At 57.5% G+C, this 17,917-nt stretch carries 15 protein-coding genes; 6 read left to right on the top strand and 9 right to left on the bottom strand.

Annotated elements, in window-relative coordinates:
- The first annotated feature begins 272 nt into the window (after positions 1-272).
- Positions 273-1,730 (top strand): membrane-bound lytic murein transglycosylase MltF, encoded by a 1,458-nt coding sequence (mltF, locus tag ACIQYF_RS09475; protein ID WP_402859986.1) that lies wholly within the window; start codon positions 273-275, stop codon positions 1,728-1,730.
- Positions 1,731-1,862: 132 nt separating this feature from the next.
- On the opposite strand, the gene pdxJ is transcribed toward mltF, so the two are convergent.
- The 8 genes from pdxJ to lptF form a co-directional block, all read right to left on the bottom strand.
- Positions 1,863-2,606, bottom strand: coding sequence for a pyridoxine 5'-phosphate synthase (gene pdxJ / locus ACIQYF_RS09470; RefSeq protein WP_402859983.1), 744 nt, complete (start codon positions 2,604-2,606; stop codon positions 1,863-1,865).
- Positions 2,607-2,656: 50 nt separating this feature from the next.
- Positions 2,657-3,346, bottom strand: a complete 690-nt coding sequence (gene recO / locus ACIQYF_RS09465; protein WP_402859980.1) for a DNA repair protein RecO — start codon at positions 3,344-3,346, stop codon at positions 2,657-2,659.
- Positions 3,347-3,474: 128 nt separating this feature from the next.
- Entirely contained in the window at positions 3,475-4,377 is a 903-nt protein-coding gene (era, locus tag ACIQYF_RS09460; RefSeq protein WP_402859977.1) for a GTPase Era, read from the bottom strand.
- On the bottom strand, positions 4,370-5,059 hold the full coding sequence (gene rnc / locus ACIQYF_RS09455; RefSeq protein WP_402859975.1) for a ribonuclease III: 690 nt from the start codon (positions 5,057-5,059) through the stop codon (positions 4,370-4,372). Before rnc ends, era begins: the two co-directional genes overlap by 8 nt.
- Before the next feature lie 260 nt (positions 5,060-5,319).
- On the bottom strand, positions 5,320-6,174 hold the full coding sequence (lepB, locus tag ACIQYF_RS09450; protein ID WP_402859972.1) for a signal peptidase I: 855 nt from the start codon (positions 6,172-6,174) through the stop codon (positions 5,320-5,322).
- 5 nt (positions 6,175-6,179) lie between these two features.
- Complete coding sequence (gene lepA / locus ACIQYF_RS09445) at positions 6,180-7,979, bottom strand: translation elongation factor 4 (RefSeq protein ID WP_402859969.1); 1,800 nt, start codon at positions 7,977-7,979, stop codon at positions 6,180-6,182.
- Positions 7,980-8,141: 162 nt separating this feature from the next.
- Positions 8,142-9,203, bottom strand: a complete 1,062-nt coding sequence (lptG, locus tag ACIQYF_RS09440; protein ID WP_402859966.1) for an LPS export ABC transporter permease LptG — start codon at positions 9,201-9,203, stop codon at positions 8,142-8,144.
- Positions 9,196-10,314, bottom strand: coding sequence for an LPS export ABC transporter permease LptF (gene lptF / locus ACIQYF_RS09435; protein ID WP_402860141.1), 1,119 nt, complete (start codon positions 10,312-10,314; stop codon positions 9,196-9,198). Before lptF ends, lptG begins: the two co-directional genes overlap by 8 nt.
- A gap of 309 nt (positions 10,315-10,623) precedes the next feature.
- Here lptF and ACIQYF_RS09430 point away from each other — a divergent pair, with 309 nt between their 5' ends.
- The 5 genes from ACIQYF_RS09430 (at position 10,624) to rlmF (ending at position 17,176) form a co-directional block, all read left to right on the top strand.
- Positions 10,624-12,114, top strand: coding sequence for a leucyl aminopeptidase (locus ACIQYF_RS09430; protein WP_402859963.1), 1,491 nt, complete (start codon positions 10,624-10,626; stop codon positions 12,112-12,114).
- Between the two features lie 83 nt (positions 12,115-12,197).
- On the top strand, positions 12,198-12,626 hold the full coding sequence (locus ACIQYF_RS09425; RefSeq protein WP_402860138.1) for a DNA polymerase III subunit chi: 429 nt from the start codon (positions 12,198-12,200) through the stop codon (positions 12,624-12,626).
- A gap of 7 nt (positions 12,627-12,633) precedes the next feature.
- The gene (locus ACIQYF_RS09420; RefSeq protein WP_402859960.1) at positions 12,634-13,017 is read left to right on the top strand and encodes a DNA polymerase III subunit chi; all 384 of its coding nucleotides are present in this window, start codon (positions 12,634-12,636) and stop codon (positions 13,015-13,017) included.
- A gap of 197 nt (positions 13,018-13,214) precedes the next feature.
- Positions 13,215-16,061, top strand: a complete 2,847-nt coding sequence (locus ACIQYF_RS09415) for a valine--tRNA ligase (protein WP_402859957.1) — start codon at positions 13,215-13,217, stop codon at positions 16,059-16,061.
- Positions 16,062-16,159: 98 nt separating this feature from the next.
- A complete protein-coding gene (gene rlmF, locus ACIQYF_RS09410) occupies positions 16,160-17,176 on the top strand; it encodes a 23S rRNA (adenine(1618)-N(6))-methyltransferase RlmF (protein ID WP_402859954.1) in 1,017 nt (338 codons plus the stop codon).
- Positions 17,177-17,309: 133 nt separating this feature from the next.
- On the opposite strand, the gene ACIQYF_RS09405 is transcribed toward rlmF, so the two are convergent.
- Positions 17,310-17,591 (bottom strand): HU family DNA-binding protein, encoded by a 282-nt coding sequence (locus ACIQYF_RS09405; protein ID WP_019412143.1) that lies wholly within the window; start codon positions 17,589-17,591, stop codon positions 17,310-17,312.
- Positions 17,592-17,917 lie beyond the last annotated feature (326 nt).

The following is a 17,917-nucleotide window of genomic DNA, read 5'->3' as shown; positions in this document are numbered from 1 at the left end:
TCGGGAGGGGTGTGCTTTGAGGCCCGGCATTCTAGCCTAAACCATCGGTCACGGCACCCGAAACGGCACACTAGACGCACGCCAAACGTCGTTAATCGACCAAAGCCTTATTCTTTATGGCTATCAGCCTCTCAACGGATGGTCGGTTATGTTCTTTAGCCACCCCTTCAACCCCCATTCCATAAGGGTTTCAGCGATTTTCGCGACCGTTATCAGAATGCCCACAAATTGTCGAGATATGGCACCCGTGCTGCTTTGCGTATACTGCGCGGATGTTTTCTCTAACTGCATTCCGCCAGCGTGGGGCCAAATGGCTACTCGCAACCGGACTCTTCCTGATGCTCGGTGCCTGCGTTGAAAAACCCAGCACCCTTGAGCGCGTAAAGGAGGACGGGGTACTGCGGGTGATCACCCGTAACAGCCCCGCCACCTATTTCGAAGACCGCAACGGCGAGACCGGCTTTGAATATGAGCTGGTCAAGCGCTTTGCCGACGACTTGGGTGTAAAACTCGAAATCGAAACCGCTGACAACCTGGACGACCTGTTTAACAAGCTGGGCCAACCTGACGGCCCGGTGCTAGCTGCTGCCGGTCTGGTCAGCAGCGATAACCGCCTCAAACAAGCCAAGTTCTCTCATCCATATCTCGAAGTTACGCCCCAGATCATTTATCGCAATGGGCAATCGCGCCCAACCACAGCGGCTGATCTGGTCGGCAAGCGCATCACCGTCCTAAAAGGCAGTTCCCATGCCGAACAGCTCGCCGAACTCAAGAAGACCTACCCTGGCATCGAGTACGAAGAATCCGATGCTGTAGAGGTCGTCGACTTGTTGCGCATGGTCGATGAAGGGCAAATCGATCTGACCCTGGTCGACTCCAACGAAGTGGCCATGAACCAGGTGTACTTCCCTAACGTGCGCGTGGCCTTTGATTTGGGCGACGCCCGCAGCCAGCGCTGGGCCGTAGTGGCCGGTGAAGACAACAGCCTGCTCAACGAGATCAACGCCTACCTCGACAAGGTCGAGAAAAACGGCACCCTGCAGCGCTTGAAAGATCGCTATTACGGGCACGTTGATGTACTTGGCTACGTCGGCGCCTACACCTTTGCCCAGCACCTGCAACAGCGCCTGCCCAAGTACGAAAAATTCTTCAAGGAAGCCGCCAAAAAGGAGCAGGTTGATTGGCGTTTGCTGGCCGCCATGGGCTATCAAGAGTCGTTGTGGCAACCTGCCGTCACCTCCAAAACCGGGGTTCGCGGGCTGATGATGCTGACCCAGAACACGGCGCAGGCAATGGGGGTGTCTAACCGTCTGGACCCCAAGCAAAGCATCCTCGGGGGTGCCAAATACCTGGCCTACATCAAGGACCAGCTGGACGATGATATTCAAGAGCCTGACCGCACCTGGTTTGCGCTGGCCGCCTATAACGTCGGCACCGGGCACCTGGATGACGCACGCAAACTAGCGGTGAAAGAAGGCCTTAACCCGAACAAGTGGCTGGACGTGAAGAAGATGCTGCCTCGCCTTGCGCAGAAGCAGTGGTACAGCAAAACCCGTTACGGCTACGCCCGAGGCGGCGAGCCTGTGCACTTTGTGGCCAACATCCGTCGCTACTACGACATCCTCACATGGGCCACACAACCGCAGCTTGAAGGCGACCAGGTGGCTGATGGCCAACTGCACATTCCCGGCATCGACAAAACCAAGCCCAAAGAAGAGCCGCAGCTGTAACTTCAAACGATATAGCCGCTGTCGAGGACCGAGGCAGCGAAAAGGACCGCAGGGCGTTCAATACGCAGGCGCCGCTTCACACCCCATCACAGCCTCGTTCCTCGTCAGCGGCTACAAGAACCGCGACCGCACCTAAGCCTTTGCCGCCGCCTGGATCAGCGCTTTCATCTCGGATACCGCCGACTTGAACCCGACGAACAACGCATGCGCCACCAAGGCATGGCCAATGTTCAGTTCATTGATGCCCTTGATCGCCGCCACTGCTTCGACGTTGTGGTAGTGCAAACCATGGCCGGCGTTAACAATCAGGCCTTGCGCCAAGCCAAATGCCACGCCATCTGCCACACGTTTAAGCTCTTGAGCCACTTCGGTGGGTGTGTGCGCGTCAGCATAACGCCCGGTGTGCAGCTCAATTGCAGGGGCACCGACACGGCGCGAGGCTTCGATCTGACGCTCATCGGCGTCGATAAACAGCGAGACTTCACAACCGATTTTGGCCAGGCGTTCAACCGCAGCCTTGATCCGCGCTTCTTGCCCCGCGACATCCAGCCCCCCCTCAGTGGTCAACTCTTGGCGGGTTTCCGGCACCAGACAGATATGCGCCGGGCGAATGCGCTCGGCAAACACCATCATCTCTTCGGTCACGCCCATTTCAAAGTTCATGCGCGTTTGCAGCACATCTTTAAGCAGCAATACATCGCGCTCTTGAATGTGACGACGGTCTTCGCGCAGGTGCACGGTGATGCCGTCGGCGCCCGCCTCTTCCGCGTCCAGAGCCGCCTTGACCGGATCCGGGTAACGCGTACCGCGCGCCTGACGCAGCGTGGCTACGTGGTCGATATTCACGCCGAGAAGAATGCGATTGCTTGTGGTCACGTGGACTCTCCTGAAGAGTTGAAGATGCGGCGCACAGCATACCGATCTATTCAGGGCTTGCGAAACAACTCGCGACTGGCCAATGGCTTACCGGCCAAATGAACCGCCAACGCCTGGCGCATCAGGCGCTTGGCAGCTGATAAAGCGCCGACAGCGGTCCAGTCAGCCTCAGACATCGCCTGCAACTCGGCACCCTTGAACAACCCCGGCTGCAACAGCCAGACGCGCTCAAGCCCCGCATCCACCTGCAAGCGATACAAGCCATCGGCTTGCACCGGTTCACCGTGAATGTCTTGGGTCAGCGAGAAGCTGTAGCCCAGATCGTCCAGCAGGCGCCATTCGAACGCGCGCAACAAAGGCTCTAGCGGTCGCCCTTCGGCCAGCGCCAATAGCGTGGCAGCATAGTGATCGAACACTGCGGGGTGCGGGTCTTCGGCGGGTAGCAGGCGAACCAGCAACTCGTTGAGATAAAGCCCGCTGAACAGGGCCTCGCCATTGAGCCAGGTTGAGATACCTGCACTTTCCATACGGCCGACGTTTTTCAACTCACCACGGCCGTGGAATTCGATTTCCAGAGGAACGAAAGGTCGAGCCAGACTCCCCGCCTTGCCCCGCGCACTTCGCAGCACGGCACGCAGCCGACCTTGAGGCGTGATGAAATCCACCAGGGCGCTGGTTTCACGATAAGGACGACTGTGCAGGACGTAAGCGAGTTGGGGGACGATGGTTTTGCTGGACATGCCTGCCGAGGATCTCTGAGGCCAAAACACAATCCCTGAGGGAGCTGCCGTGGCGGCGATCTGATTTAAAAGATCGCTGCTCACGGCCGCTCCCACAGGTTTAGTCACTCAATACTGAGATAAACGCGTTACAGGTCGCCATAGCCCAACGAACGCAGGGCGCGCTCGTCATCGGACCAGCCGCCTTTAACCTTGACCCACAGGTTGAGCATGACTTTGGAGTCGAACAGCAGCTCCATGTCCTTGCGCGCTTCGGTACCAATGCGTTTGATACGCTCACCTTTGTCGCCAATGATGATTTTTTTCTGGCCATCACGCTCAACCAGAATCAACGCATGAATGTGCAAGGTCTTGCCCTGCTGCTTGAACTCTTCGATCTCTACCGTGATCTGGTACGGCAGCTCTGCACCCATTTGACGCATGATCTTTTCACGTACCAGCTCAGCGGCCAGGAAGCGGCTGCTGCGGTCGGTGATCTGGTCTTCCGGGAAGAAGTGCTCATTCTCCGGCAGGTGCTCGGCAATCACGCGCTCAAGGGCGTCGAGGTTGTGGCCATGCTGCGCAGAGATCGGGATGATCTGGGCGTTCGGCAGTTGCTCCTGAAGCCAGCTCAGGTGCGGCATCAGCTCAGCCTTGTCTTCGATACGGTCAGTCTTGTTGAGCGCCACGATCAACGGGCCGGTCACGTACTGAACGCGCTCAAGCACCATCTGGTCTTCGTCGGTCCACTTGGTACGGTCCACTACAAAGATCACCACGTCGACGTCTTTCAACGCGGCCGAGGCGGTTTTGTTCATGTAGCGGTTCAGCGCCTTTTCGCCGCCCTTGTGCATGCCGGGGGTATCAACGTAGACGGCTTGTACATTGCCTTCAGTCTTGATGCCCAGCATGTTGTGGCGGGTGGTCTGCGGCTTGCGCGAGGTGATCGCCAGCTTTTGACCCAGGATGTGGTTCAGCAGTGTGGATTTACCCACGTTTGGTCGACCAACAATGGCGACATAGCCACAGCGAGTTTCAGTTGAATCAGTCATGGCCATTCTCCACGCCAAGGGCAATCAGTGCTGCGGCGGCCGCTACCTGTTCGGCAATACGACGGCTCACACCCTGGCCCCGGCTTTTTTCATTCAATAGGGCAATCTCGCACTCAACGAAGAATGTGCGGCAATGCGGTTCACCTTGAATATCCACCACTTCGTAACGTGGCAGATCACAGGCGCGCGACTGCAAGAACTCTTGCAACCGGGTTTTTGGATCTTTATTGGTGTCGACCAGAGTCAGGGTCTCGAACTCGCTGGCCAGCCAGGCCAATACGCGGTCACGAGCAGTTTCCATGCCCGCGTCCAGGTAAATGGCGCCAATCAGCGCTTCAAGCGCATCGGCCAGGATCGACTCGCGACGAAAACCGCCGCTCTTCAACTCGCCCGAACCCAGGCGCAAATATTCGCCCAGCTCAAAACCACGGGCCAGTACGGCCAGGGTTTCACCCTTCACCAAACGCGCGCGCAAGCGCGACAACTGGCCTTCACGGGCCAACGGGAAGCGATCAAACAACGCTTCACCGGCAACAAAGTTAAGAATAGCGTCACCCAGGAACTCAAGGCGCTCGTTATTGCGCCCCGCGAAACTACGGTGTGTCAGGGCCAGAACCATCAGTTCCTGGTCCTTAAAGGTATAGCCGAGCTGACGCTCCAAACGATTTAAAGAAAAACTCACGATTTACCCACGCTGAGTTCGTGGCCGAATGTCACCACCGGACCGATATTAGGGATCAGTGATGCTCGTTTATCGCATAGCAAATGGACAGGGAACAGGCTGTTCGCCGCCGTCACACTTAACGCTTTGTTCAAATCCACATCCTGAATACTGTTGACCGACCTGCCTGAGACGGCAGACGGTCGTAAGAACCGTCAAGCGCCCAATTTATGTGGACGCCTGAAAAGCATGCGGCGCTGTTATTAACAGCGCCGTCTTGGCTACTTGATCAGACCCACCCGCGAGAAGTTCGGCAGGTGGCTCATCTTGGGTTCTGGCCAGCTCATCCAAACAGCGAAGGCCTTACCCACAATGTTCTTGTCGGGAACCATGCCCAGCTCGTCTTTGGGAATGTTCGGATCATCCCAGTAACGGCTGTCGTTCGAATTGTCGCGGTTGTCGCCCATCATGAAGTAGTGACCGGCCGGAACCGTCCACTCGGTATCAGGCGGCGCGCGGTAGCGGCTCATTTCCTTGCGGATCATGTGTTCGACTTCGCCCAGCTTCTCTTTGTACAGCTCGGCACTGCCCAATGTGCCGGGCTCGGCGCCCACCAGTTGCTCGGCAACCAGTTGACCATTGACGTACAAATGCTTGTCGCTGGTGTAGCGAATCTTGTCGCCCGGCAGGCCCACTACACGCTTGATGTAGTTGACTGTCGGGTCGCTTGGGTAGCGAAAGACCATCACATCCCCGCGCTTCGGATCACCCACTTCGATGATTTTCGTGTCGACCACCGGCAAGCGGATCCCGTACGAAAACTTGTTCACCAAAATGAAATCGCCCACATCCAGCGTTGGCTTCATCGAGCCGGACGGAATCTGGAACGGCTCAACCAGAAACGAACGCAGCACCAGCACGATGAACAACACCGGGAAGAACGACTTGCCGTATTCAACCAGCAACGGCTCTTTGTTGAGCTTTTCGATGACCTGCATATCAGCCGTCTGAACAGTGGCTTGATAGTTGGCAATGGCCTTGCGCCGGCGTGGTGCCAGGAAGACCAAATCGAGCAGCGCCAGCAAACCGCAGACGGCAACAGCAATGACCAGCAACAGCGGGAAATTTAGTGACATAGGACCTAGCTATCCAACCTGAGCACCGCAAGGAAGGCTTCTTGTGGAATTTCCACGTTGCCTACTTGCTTCATGCGTTTTTTACCGGCCTTTTGCTTTTCCAACAGCTTGCGCTTACGGCTAACGTCACCACCGTAGCATTTGGCCAGTACGTTCTTTCTGAGTGCCTTGACAGAGGTCCGCGCAATGATCTGCCCGCCAATGGCGGCCTGGATCGCGACGTCGAACATCTGGCGCGGAATCAGTTCTTTCATCTTTTCGGTCAACTGCCGACCTTTGTAGTGCGCGTTTTCCTTGTGCACGATAAGGGCCAGCGCATCGACCTTGTCACCGTTGATCAGCACATCCAGCTTCACCAGATTAGCCGACTGATAACGATCGAAGTGGTAATCGAGCGAAGCATAGCCGCGACTGGTGGATTTGAGACGGTCGAAGAAGTCCAGAACCACTTCGTTCATCGGCAAATCGTAAGTCACTTGCACCTGGCTACCCAGGAACAACATGTCGTGCTGTACGCCACGCTTTTCAATACACAGGGTTATGACGTTGCCCAAGTGCTCTTGAGGCACAAGGATATTGGCACGCACGATCGGCTCGCGCATATCCTCGATCGCCGACAGGTCCGGCAGCTTGGACGGGTTGTCGACATAGATGGTTTCACCATTCTTGAGCACCAGCTCAAAAATTACCGTCGGCGCCGTGGTAATCAGGTCCAGGTCGTACTCGCGCTCCAGGCGCTCCTGGATGATTTCCATGTGCAGCATGCCCAGGAAGCCGCAACGGAAGCCGAAGCCCAGTGCGTCAGAGCTTTCCGGGGTGTATTGCAGCGACGAATCGTTGAGCGTCAGCTTTTGCAGCGCGTCACGGAAATCTTCGAAATCATCGGAGCTGACCGGGAACAGACCCGCGTAGACCTGTGGCTGAATGCGTTTGAAACCTGGCAGCACGTCGACATCAGGGGTGGAACTCAAGGTCAAGGTGTCGCCCACTGGCGCGCCGTGAATGTCCTTGATACCCGCAATGATGAAGCCGACTTCACCGGCTTTAAGGTCGGCAGTCGCGGTGTGCTTGGGGTTGAATACGCCGACGCTGTCCACCAGGTGGACCTTACCGGTGGATTTAACCAGAATCTTGTCGCCCTTTTTCACGCGGCCGTGGCGCACGCGAACCAGGGACACAACGCCCAGGTAGTTGTCGAACCAGGAGTCGATGATCAACGCTTGCAGCGGATCTTCGATGTTGCCGGTGGGTGCAGGAATGGTCTGAACCAGGCGCTCAAGCACCTCGTCCACACCCAGGCCAGTCTTGGCGCTGCAGGTCACGGCATCAGTGGCATCGATGCCAATGATCTTCTCGATTTCTTCTTTAACGCGATCCGGATCGGCCTGTGGCAGGTCGATCTTGTTCAAGACCGGCATCACTTCAAGGCCTTGCTCAATGGCGGTGTAGCAGTTGGCTACGGACTGGGCTTCTACGCCCTGCCCCGCATCGACCACCAGCAGTGCACCTTCACAAGCCGCCAGAGAACGGCTGACTTCATAAGTGAAGTCGACGTGGCCTGGGGTATCAATGAAGTTCAGCTGGTAGGTAATGCCGTCTTTGGCCGTGTAGTACAAGGTTACGCTGTGGGCCTTGATGGTAATCCCACGCTCACGCTCCAGGTCCATGGAATCCAGTACTTGGGCTTCCATTTCGCGGGCAGTCAAACCACCGCACATCTGAATGAAACGATCGGCCAGCGTCGACTTGCCATGGTCAATGTGGGCGATGATGGAGAAATTGCGGATATGACTCAAATCACTCACGGGTCAACACTCAAAAAAAGTCGCAGGCAGACTGCCCGCCGAAAAATAGCCGGGAATTGTACCTGATCCCTGAGCCAAGCGTCACGTTCACAGGCCAATGGCCTGCCACAAAAAAGCCCCTATCCTGAGATAGAGGCCTTTGATCAGCTCAACGGCAGTTGATCAACCGGCTCGACGCAACAGCCATGCTCCGGCCAAGGCACAGATACCGGCTGGCAGCAGTACCGCAAACAACGGCGAGAAGCCAAACACCAGACTGGCAGGCCCCAGCAGGTCCTGGGCGATTTTGAACGCAAACCCCACCAGCACACCGGTAAACACTCGCTGCCCCAAAGTAACAGAACGCAACGGGCCGAAGATGAAAGAAATCGCCATCAATACCAGCGCTGCTGTGACCAGTGGCTGCAACACCTTGACCCAAAATGCGAGCCAGTAACGGCCGTTACTCAGCCCCTGGTCTTTCAAGTAGTGGATGTAGCCCCAAAGCCCCGAGATCGACAGCGCATCTGGCGCCATGACCACGGTACTGAGCAATTCCGGACTCAGGGAAACGTCCCAGCGCTCGTCGGGCGTATTGATGACTTCAGTGCTGCGGTCATGGAAAACCGTGGTCGCCACTTCACCCAATTGCCAGTGGTCTTGCTCGAAGCTGGCCTTCTTGGCAAAACTTGCAGACAGCAGGTGACGCTCCTTGTCGAAGCGATAACGTGTCACACCCAGCAATTTGCCATCAGGCTGTACCGCGTTAATGTGGATGAACTCCTCACCCTCGCGGTGCCACATACCATGCTTGGAGCTTTGTGCATCACCGCCGCCCTGCGCCAAGGCACGGTTAGCTTGAGCCACAGACTCGGTGGCGGGCGCCAGGTACTCACCAATCAGAATACCGGCCAGCATCAAGACCAGCATTGGCTTCATGACCGCCCAAACAATACGACTGGTGGATACACCCGCCGCACGCATGATGGTCAGTTCGCTATTGCTCGCCAGACTGCCCAAGCCAATCAGACAGCCAATCAGTGCCGCCACCGGCAACATCTCATAGAGCCGACGCGGGGCTGTCAGCACAACAAAACTAAGCACATCCATCATGGTGTAGGTGCTGGAGATGCTCTTCATCTCATCGATGAAGGCGAACAGCGAGGCCAGCCCTAAAATGATCCCGGAAACGGCCAGGATCGCTAAAAACACACTTTTACCGATATAGCGATCGAGCTTAACCATGAGCCAGCTCCTTCACGCTGCGCCGACTCGCCAATTTCAAGCGCAACGGCTCCCAGTAAAACAACAGCAGGCCAATGATCAAGAACAGGCCATGGACCCACCACAGACCCAGCGTTGGTGAAATATTGCCTTTTTCAAGGGCACCACGTACCAGGATCAAGGCGGTCACATAGCCCAGATAAAGAAGGATGGCGGGCAACAGCTTGAGGAAGCGCCCCTGACGCGGATTGACGCGAGACAGCGGGACGGCAATCAATGTGACGATGAAGACCAGCAGCGGCATGGAAATACGCCACTGCAACTCAGCAATCGCGCGCACGTCGGTGCTGCCCACAAGGCTGCTGGTGGGCATCGCATCGCGATCTGTCACTTCATTACTGACTTCAGGCTTAGGCAGCAGTACGCCATAGGTGTCGTACTTGATGGCGCGATAGTCCGCCAACCCAGGGTTACCGTCATAGCGGTAGCCGTCGTCCAGAATCAACCAGCGGCTGCCGTCCGGACGCACTTCCTGACGCCCTTTTGCGGCGACCAGAATCGAAATACTGCGGTCCTTGGCGTCCTGGCCAAGGTTCTTTTGACTGATAAACACCCCCCCCAAATGAGAGCGGTCATTCGTCAGTTCTTCGGTATAGGTCACTCGAGAACCATCGTTCAAGGTCTGAAAACGACCCGGTTCCAGGGTATCGAACTCGGTCAGGGCATCTTGCTTGTTAAGCAGTAGTTGAAACTGGGTTGCGCCCTGTGGCGCAAGGCTCAGGCTCAACCAGGCAACGATCAGCGCCACAATAGTGGCCGGAAACAGGGTAATGCCCAGCAAGCGCTGCTGACTCATGCCGGTCGCCGACAACACCGTCATCTCGCTCTCGAGGTACATACGCCCGTAGGACAGAAGAATGCCCAGAAACAACCCCAAAGGCAGGATCAACTGCATAAAGCCTGGCAGACGAAAACCCATGATGATGAACAACGAACTTGGATCCAGAGCGCCAGAGGCAGCCTGAGCCAGATACTTGATGAAACGACCGCTCATGATGATGACCAGCAGCACAGCGCTGACAGCGCTCAATGTAAGCAGGACTTCGCGGGATAGATAACGGAAGACGATCAAACCAGACACTCCAGGGGTCGTCAGGCTAAGGCGGCCAAACAAACGGCATAACGAGTCGGCACACGCTCATGCAAATGAGCCTAGCCGTTTAAAAAGATGGCGCATTATCCTGTGAATGACCGCGCCTGTCACTGCGCATGCAAAGCCAAGACTTTAAAGCGCTGATCGAGGGTTGTCAGGTTCGGCCGACGAGGTTCAAACTGCCCGCCTTGACGCCCGCCTGAATCACAGGTGAAGCGCTTCATCTTTACAGGCAAGCAAACAGCACCGTTTGTGCGCACGTTGACCATTTGATTCAGGGACCCGGACATGGAACTGGTTGTAAAAAGCGTCAGCCCAGAAACGTTGAAAACGGCCACTCTGGTGGTTGCCATCAGCGAAGGCCGCAAGCTCGGCCCCACTGCTAAAGCCATCGACGAGCTCACTGGTGGCGCCATCAGCGCCGTGCTCAAGCGTGGCGATATCGCTGGCAAAACCGGCCAAAGCCTGCTGCTTCACAGCTTGCCAAACCTCAAGGCCGAGCGCGTATTGCTGCTAGGCACGGGCAAAGACGAAGAATTGGCCGACCGCCCGTACCGCAAAATCGTCAGCGGCGCGCTGAATATTCTTAAAGGCCTGGGCGGCAGCGACGCGGTGTTCGCACTCGACGAACTGGTGGTCAAGGGTCGCGACAGCTACAGCAAAACCCGCCTGCTGGCCGAAACCCTGATCGACGGCGAATACACCTTCGACCGCTTCAAAAGCCAGAAAGCTGAACCTCGCGCCCTGAAGAAAATCACCCTGCTGACCATCAAGGCTGCACAGGCTGAAGTTCAGCGTGCCGTGACCCACGCCCACGCCATTGCCAACGGCATGTCGTTGACCCGCGATCTGGGCAACCTGCCGCCAAACATCTGCCACCCGGTGTTCCTGGCCGAACAAGCCAAGGAACTGGGCAAGGAATTCAAAGGCCTGAAAGTCGAGATCCTTGACGAGAAGAAAATCAAGGATCTGGGCATGGGCGCGTTCTACGCGGTCGGCCAGGGCAGCGACCAGCCGCCCCGCCTGATCGTGATGAACTACGCAGGCGGCAAGAAATCCGAGAAACCGTTTGTACTGGTCGGCAAAGGCATCACCTTCGACACCGGCGGCATCAGCCTCAAGCCCGGCGCCGGCATGGACGAAATGAAGTACGACATGGGCGGTGCAGCCAGCGTGTTCGGCACCCTGCGTGCGGTCCTTGAACTCAAACTGCCGATCAACCTGGTGTGCATCCTGGCATGCGCCGAGAACATGCCAAGCGGCGGCGCAGCCCGTCCGGGCGACATCGTGACCACCATGAGCGGCCAAACCGTTGAAATCCTCAACACCGACGCCGAAGGCCGTCTGGTGCTGTGCGATGCCCTGACCTACGCCGAGCGCTTCAAACCACAGGCGGTGATCGACATTGCCACCCTGACCGGCGCGTGCATGGTCGCCCTGGGCGCTCACACCTCGGGCCTGATGGGCAACAACGACGAACTGATCGCGCAACTGCTGGAAGCCGGCAAACAAGCCGACGACCGCGCCTGGCAATTGCCGTTGTTCGACGAATACCAAGAGCAACTGGACAGCCCGTTTGCCGACATGGCCAACATTGGCGGCCCTAAAGGCGGCGCGATTACCGCAGGTTGCTTCCTGTCACGTTTTGCCAAGGCCTACCACTGGGCGCACCTGGACATCGCTGGCACCGCATGGGTCAGCGGCGGTAAGGACAAAGGCGCCAGTGGCCGCCCAGTGCCTCTGCTGACGCAGTACCTGCTGGACCGCGCCAACGCTTGAAGCTGACAATCGATGGCTGCGCGGCTAAACGCCAGCGCAGCCCCGATCCAGGAACCGCAATGACCTCAGAATTAAATGAAGAGCTGACCAAGGTCGACTTTTATATCCTGCCCAGCGCTGAACCCTCGGCGCGGCTGGACTTCGCCTGCAAACTCACCGAAAAAGCCTGGCGCCTTGGGCATCGTGTGTACCTGCATTGCAGCGACGCAGCTCAACGCCAAGACCTGGACGAACGCCTGTGGCGTTTCAAAGGCGAAAGCTTCGTGCCCCACAGCAACACCGAAGACCAACCCGATGGCGTGATTGTCATAGGCCTCACTGAGGCCCCGGCCAGCCACCAGGATTTACTGATCAACCTGGACCTTAAAGTCCCTGAATTCTTCAAACGCTTCGCCCGCGTGGCCGAAGTTGTGGTCGAAGACCCCGCCGTTCGACTGGCCGCACGGGAGAGTTTCCGCTTCTACCGTGAACACGGCTATCCTCTGCAAGACCACAAGTTACAACGACTCTGAGCACACGATGGATACCTCCAACTCGCCGCAAAAAGCCGCACACCTGCTTGACGACCTCGAGTCCATTCGCCAATTGCTCGGCGATGATGACCTGCAACCGCCGCTGCTGACTGAGATGGTTGGCGACAATGGCACGCAGATTCCGTTGTTGTCCGAAGTCATCGACGACGCCCCCGATCCGGCGCAAATACCGTTGCTCGGCATTACCCCGGCGCCCAATGCCGAAAAAGCCCCGGACGCGTTGCTGGTGCATCTGGACAAAGAACTGCGCACGGCAGCGCAAGCGATCATGCAAGACGTAATCAACGACTTCGCCCCGCACATCGAAACCGAGATCAAGCGCCGTCTTGATGCACACATGGAGCGCCTGCTCGCCCAGCATCAGAACTGACAGCGGACGCAAATCCCGTCACCCCTGCCGCAGGCAGGGATAAGGCCCGCAAGGTCATCAAAACACCGCCCCTCCTACGCGCGCCATCGCCGCCTGCGGCAGCGGCTACATAAAGCAGCGCACACCTCGCCCTCAGCGTCCCGCCCCGCTATACTTGCCGGCTTTCCTGAATTAATGCCAATAGGGTCCCGCCGCGCATGGATAAGACCTACCAGCCGCACGCCATTGAAACTTCCTGGTACAAAACCTGGGAAGAAGAGAATTATTTTGCCCCGCAAGGCGCGGGCGACCCGTACACCATCATGATCCCGCCGCCGAACGTCACCGGCAGCCTGCACATGGGTCACGGTTTTAACAACGCGATCATGGACGCCTTGATCCGTTTCCGCCGCATGCAGGGTCGCAATACCCTGTGGCAGCCGGGCACCGACCACGCCGGTATCGCCACCCAAATGCTGGTTGAGCGTCAGATCGAAGCACAGGGTCTGAACCGCCACGACTTGGGTCGCGAAAAATTCCTCGACAAAATCTGGGAATGGAAAGAGCAATCGGGCGGCAACATCAGCCGTCAGATCCGTCGCCTGGGTTCGTCCGTAGACTGGAGCCGCGAGCGCTTCACCATGGACGACGGCCTGTCGGACGCGGTGAAAGAAGCCTTTGTGCGCCTGCACGAAGACGGCCTGATCTATCGCGGCAAGCGCCTGGTTAACTGGGACACCAAGCTGCACACCGCTATTTCCGATCTTGAAGTTGAAAACCACGACGAGAAGGGTTTCCTGTGGAACCTGCGCTACCCGCTGGCTGACGGCGCCAAGACCGCTGAAGGTCTGGACTACCTGGTCGTTGCCACGACCCGCCCAGAGACCATGCTCGGTGACGCTGCTGTCGCGGTAAACCCGGAAGACGAACGCTATAAAGCCCTGATCGGCAAATTCGTTGAGCTGCCCTTGATTGGCCGCCGCATTCCGATCATCGCGGACGACTACTGCGACCCGGAATTTGGCACCGGCTGTGTGAAAATCACCCCGGCTCACGATTTCAACGACTACGAAGTCGGCAAGCGCCACAACCTGCCGCTGCTGAACATCTTCGACAAAAACGCCGCCGTTTTGCCTGCCGCACAGGTGTTCAACCTCGATGGCACGCTCAATGAATCCGTCGACGGGACCCTGCCAGCCAAATACGCTGGCCTGGACCGCTTCGAGGCGCGCAAGCAAATCGTTGCCGACTTTGAAGAAGCCGGGCTGCTGGTCAGCGTCGACGACCACGCCCTGAAAGTACCGAAGGGCGATCGCTCGGGCACCGTCATTGAACCGTGGCTGACCGACCAGTGGTACGTTTCGACCAAGCCGCTGGCAGAACCTGCCATCGCCGCTGTCGAAGACGGCCGCATCGCGTTCGTGCCCAAGCAGTACGAAAACATGTACTTCTCGTGGATGCGCGACATCCAGGACTGGTGCATCAGCCGCCAACTGTGGTGGGGCCACCGCATTCCGGCCTGGTACGACGAGTCGGGCAAGGTCTACGTAGGCCGCGACGAGGCCGAAGTACGCGCCAAGCACAATTTGGGCCCGGACGTTGCGTTGCAGCAAGACAACGACGTGCTCGACACTTGGTTCAGTTCGGGTCTGTGGACATTCTCCACCCTGGGCTGGCCAGAAAAGACCGATGCGCTGAAGACCTTCCACTCCACTGACGTGCTGGTTACCGGCTTCGACATCATTTTCTTCTGGGTTGCCCGGATGATCATGCTCACCATGCACTTGGTGAAGAACGAAGACGGCACCCCGCAAGTGCCGTTCAAGACCGTGTATGTCCACGGCCTGGTACGTGACGGTCAAGGCCAGAAGATGTCCAAGTCCAAAGGCAACGTCCTGGACCCGCTGGACATCATCGACGGTATCGAACTCGAAGACCTGGTGGCCAAGCGCACCAGCGGCCTGATGCAGCCAAAACTGCTGAAGAAGATCGAGAAGCAGACCCGTGACGAGTTCGCAGACGGCATCGCCAGCTACGGCACCGACGCCCTGCGCTTTACGTTCTGCTCGCTGGCCTCCACCGGCCGCGACATCAAGTTCGATATGGGCCGCGTTGAAGGCTATCGTAACTTCTGCAACAAGATCTGGAACGCTGCACGATACGTGCTGGACAAGGGCGAAGACTGCGGCCAGAACGGCGAAGCCTACGAACTGTCGCTGGCTGATCGCTGGATCATCTCGCAGTTGCAACGCACCGAAGCCGAAGTGACCCGTCACCTCGAGCAGTTCCGCTTCGACCTGGCCGCACAAGCCTTGTACGAGTTCATCTGGAACCAGTATTGCGATTGGTACCTGGAACTGTCCAAGCCCGTGCTGTGGGACGAAAACGCACCGGTTGATCGTCAGCGCGGCACTCGCCGCACGCTGGTTCGCGTTCTGGAAGTTGCCTTGCGTCTGGCGCACCCGTTCATGCCGTTCATCACCGAAGAAATCTGGCAGCGCATCGCGCCGCTGGCCGGGGTTGAAGGCAAGACCATCATGCTGCAACCGTGGCCGGTGGCGAACGAAGCGCGCATCGACCAGGCCGCCGAAGACGACATCGAATGGCTCAAGGGCTTGATGCTCGGCACGCGCAACATCCGTGGCGAAATGAACATTGGCCCGGGCAAGCCGTTGCAGCTGTACCTGAAAAACGTCAGCAGCGAAGACCAGCGCCGTTTGACCGAGAACGATGCCTTGCTCAAAAAGCTGGCTAAACTCGAGTCGATCACCGTGCTGCAAGACGGCGCCCAAGCGCCTCTGTCTGCTACCGCTCTGGTTGGCGAGATGGAAGTGTTGGTGCCAATGGCTGGCCTGATCGACAAAGATGCAGAGTTGGCGCGCCTGGACAAGGAAATCCAGCGTTTGCACGGCGAAGTGGCCCGCGTTGGCGGAAAACTGTCGAACGCCGCCTTCGTTGACAAGGCTCCGGCTGAAGTCATCGAAAAGGAACGCGCCAAATTGGCCGAGGCCGAACAGGCCTTGAGCAAATTGGCTGACCAGCACGCGCGGATTTCCAGCCTGTAAAAACGCTGCGCACCTGATCGCGGGCAAGGACGCTCCCGCAGGGTTTACCCCTGCTGGGGCGGACTTGCCCGCGATTGCTTTTGTGGAATGAATTGAACATGACAACCCCACGTACTTCCAAAGCCACACGCCACAAGCCCAAGACTGCCGGCGAGAGCACACCGGTCGAGCCGCGCGTCAAGCCCAGCCTGCACCCGCGCAACCGCCATCAGGGCCGTTACGACTTTCCACAATTGATCTCGGTCTGCCCTGAACTGGCTGAGTTCGTGATCATCAACCCGTACGGCAAAGAGAGCATCGACTTCGCCAACCCAAGTGCCGTGCGCGTCTTCAACCGCGCCCTGCTCAAGACGTTCTACGGGATTGCACACTGGGACATTCCGGCTGATTACCTGTGCCCCCCGGTGCCGGGCCGCGCCGATTACGTGCACTTCCTCGCTGACTTGCTGGCCAACATGAACGATGGCGAGATTCCGCGCGGCTCCAACGTACGCGTGCTGGACATCGGCATGGGCGCCAACTGCGTCTACCCGCTGATCGGCCACAGCGAATACCGCTGGCAGTTCCTCGGCACTGAAGTCGATCCGACAGCGGTTAAAGCCGCCAAGGCGATTGTGCAGTCCAACAGCTTGAACAAAGCCATCAGCCTGCGCCTGCAACCTAATCCACAGAAGATCCTGCTGGACATCCTGGAAAGCAGCGAGCGTTTCGATCTGACCCTGTGCAATCCGCCGTTCCACGCCTCGCTGGATGAAGCCACACGCGGCAGCGAGCGCAAATGGCGCGCATTGGGCAAGGCCGATCCCAAGCGCAAACTGCCGGTTCTGAATTTTGGTGGCCAGGCGGCCGAATTGTGGTGCGAAGGCGGCGAGCAACGCTTTGTGACCCAACTGATACGTGAAAGCGTGCAGGTAGGTCGTCAGGTGCTGTGGTTCAGCGTGCTGGTGTCCAAGGCCTCCAACTTGCCGGCCATTCAAACAGCACTGAAAAAAGCCGGTGCACGTGAGAGCCAGGTCGTCGAAATGTCCCAGGGCAACAAGCAAAGCCGCTTTGTGGCCTGGACCTTCCATGACAAAGACCAGCAGCAGATGTGGCGCGAGAAAAACTGGAAGTAAGCCAACCCCCAGTGTAGGAGCGAGCGTTTAAAGATCAAAAGATCGCGAGCAAGCTCGCTCCTACAGAGGATTTTCGCCCATAAAAAAACCGCGCTCAGGATCACTCCCAAGCGCGGTTTTTTTTAATGCATTCTTACTTGTTAACAGCGTCAGTCAGGCCTTTAGCCACAACGAGCTTGATAACTTTTTTGGCAGCGATTTCGATGGCAGCGCCAGTCGAAGGGTTACGGCCAGTGCGGGCAGGACGCTCGGTCACTTTCAGTTTGCCAATACCTGGCAGAGTGATTTCGCCGCCATTTTCCAGCTGATCAGCAACGATTTGACCCAGTTGATCCAGCAGAGCACGAACGGTAGTTTTCGGTGCGTCTACAGCTTCAGCCAGATCAGCGATCAGTTGGTCTTTAGTAATAGCCATTAAGATGTTCCTTCCCTATCAAATTCATTTGGTTTGCAAAGTGCAAGGTCAGCTATCGAGCCAGAAATCGAGGGTCTGGCACGCCCGTTTGCTTTCACGACGAATCGCGGATGTAGAGTGCTAAAACGGAGTTTGGTTCGACCTGACACAGGCTGAATGCATGCTTCGCGCCGTTAGCCAGCGCAAGACCGGGCAAAACTAGCACAGCGACGGCTAAATATCCGCCTCTACCTAGCCATTTGGTCAGCTTTATCGCCTTAAAAGCGTAAAAAAACCCTCTACCCCGTCCATCACCGCCCTAAACACGGTACGAAGACTGCTCTGAA

It is taken from the genome of Pseudomonas sp. NPDC096917, assembly GCF_044762555.1.
In the GTDB taxonomy this organism is placed as follows: Bacteria; Pseudomonadota; Gammaproteobacteria; order Pseudomonadales; family Pseudomonadaceae; genus Aquipseudomonas.
The sequence above is the reverse complement of the archived record's forward strand: the minus strand, read 5'-3'. Positions and strand labels throughout refer to the sequence as shown.

Coding starts and splice junctions, on each gene's coding strand:
- mltF (WP_402859986.1), top strand. CDS start 273: ATGTTTTCTCTAACTGCATTCCGCCAGCGTGGGGCCAAATGGCTACTC.
- ACIQYF_RS09405 (WP_019412143.1), bottom strand. CDS start 17,591: ATGGCTATTACTAAAGACCAACTGATCGCTGATCTGGCTGAAGCTGTA.
- ACIQYF_RS09430 (WP_402859963.1), top strand. CDS start 10,624: ATGGAACTGGTTGTAAAAAGCGTCAGCCCAGAAACGTTGAAAACGGCC.
- ACIQYF_RS09415 (WP_402859957.1), top strand. CDS start 13,215: ATGGATAAGACCTACCAGCCGCACGCCATTGAAACTTCCTGGTACAAA.
- rlmF (WP_402859954.1), top strand. CDS start 16,160: ATGACAACCCCACGTACTTCCAAAGCCACACGCCACAAGCCCAAGACT.
- ACIQYF_RS09420 (WP_402859960.1), top strand. CDS start 12,634: ATGGATACCTCCAACTCGCCGCAAAAAGCCGCACACCTGCTTGACGAC.
- recO (WP_402859980.1), bottom strand. CDS start 3,346: ATGTCCAGCAAAACCATCGTCCCCCAACTCGCTTACGTCCTGCACAGT.
- lepB (WP_402859972.1), bottom strand. CDS start 6,174: ATGTCACTAAATTTCCCGCTGTTGCTGGTCATTGCTGTTGCCGTCTGC.
- era (WP_402859977.1), bottom strand. CDS start 4,377: ATGACTGATTCAACTGAAACTCGCTGTGGCTATGTCGCCATTGTTGGT.
- lptG (WP_402859966.1), bottom strand. CDS start 9,203: ATGGTTAAGCTCGATCGCTATATCGGTAAAAGTGTGTTTTTAGCGATC.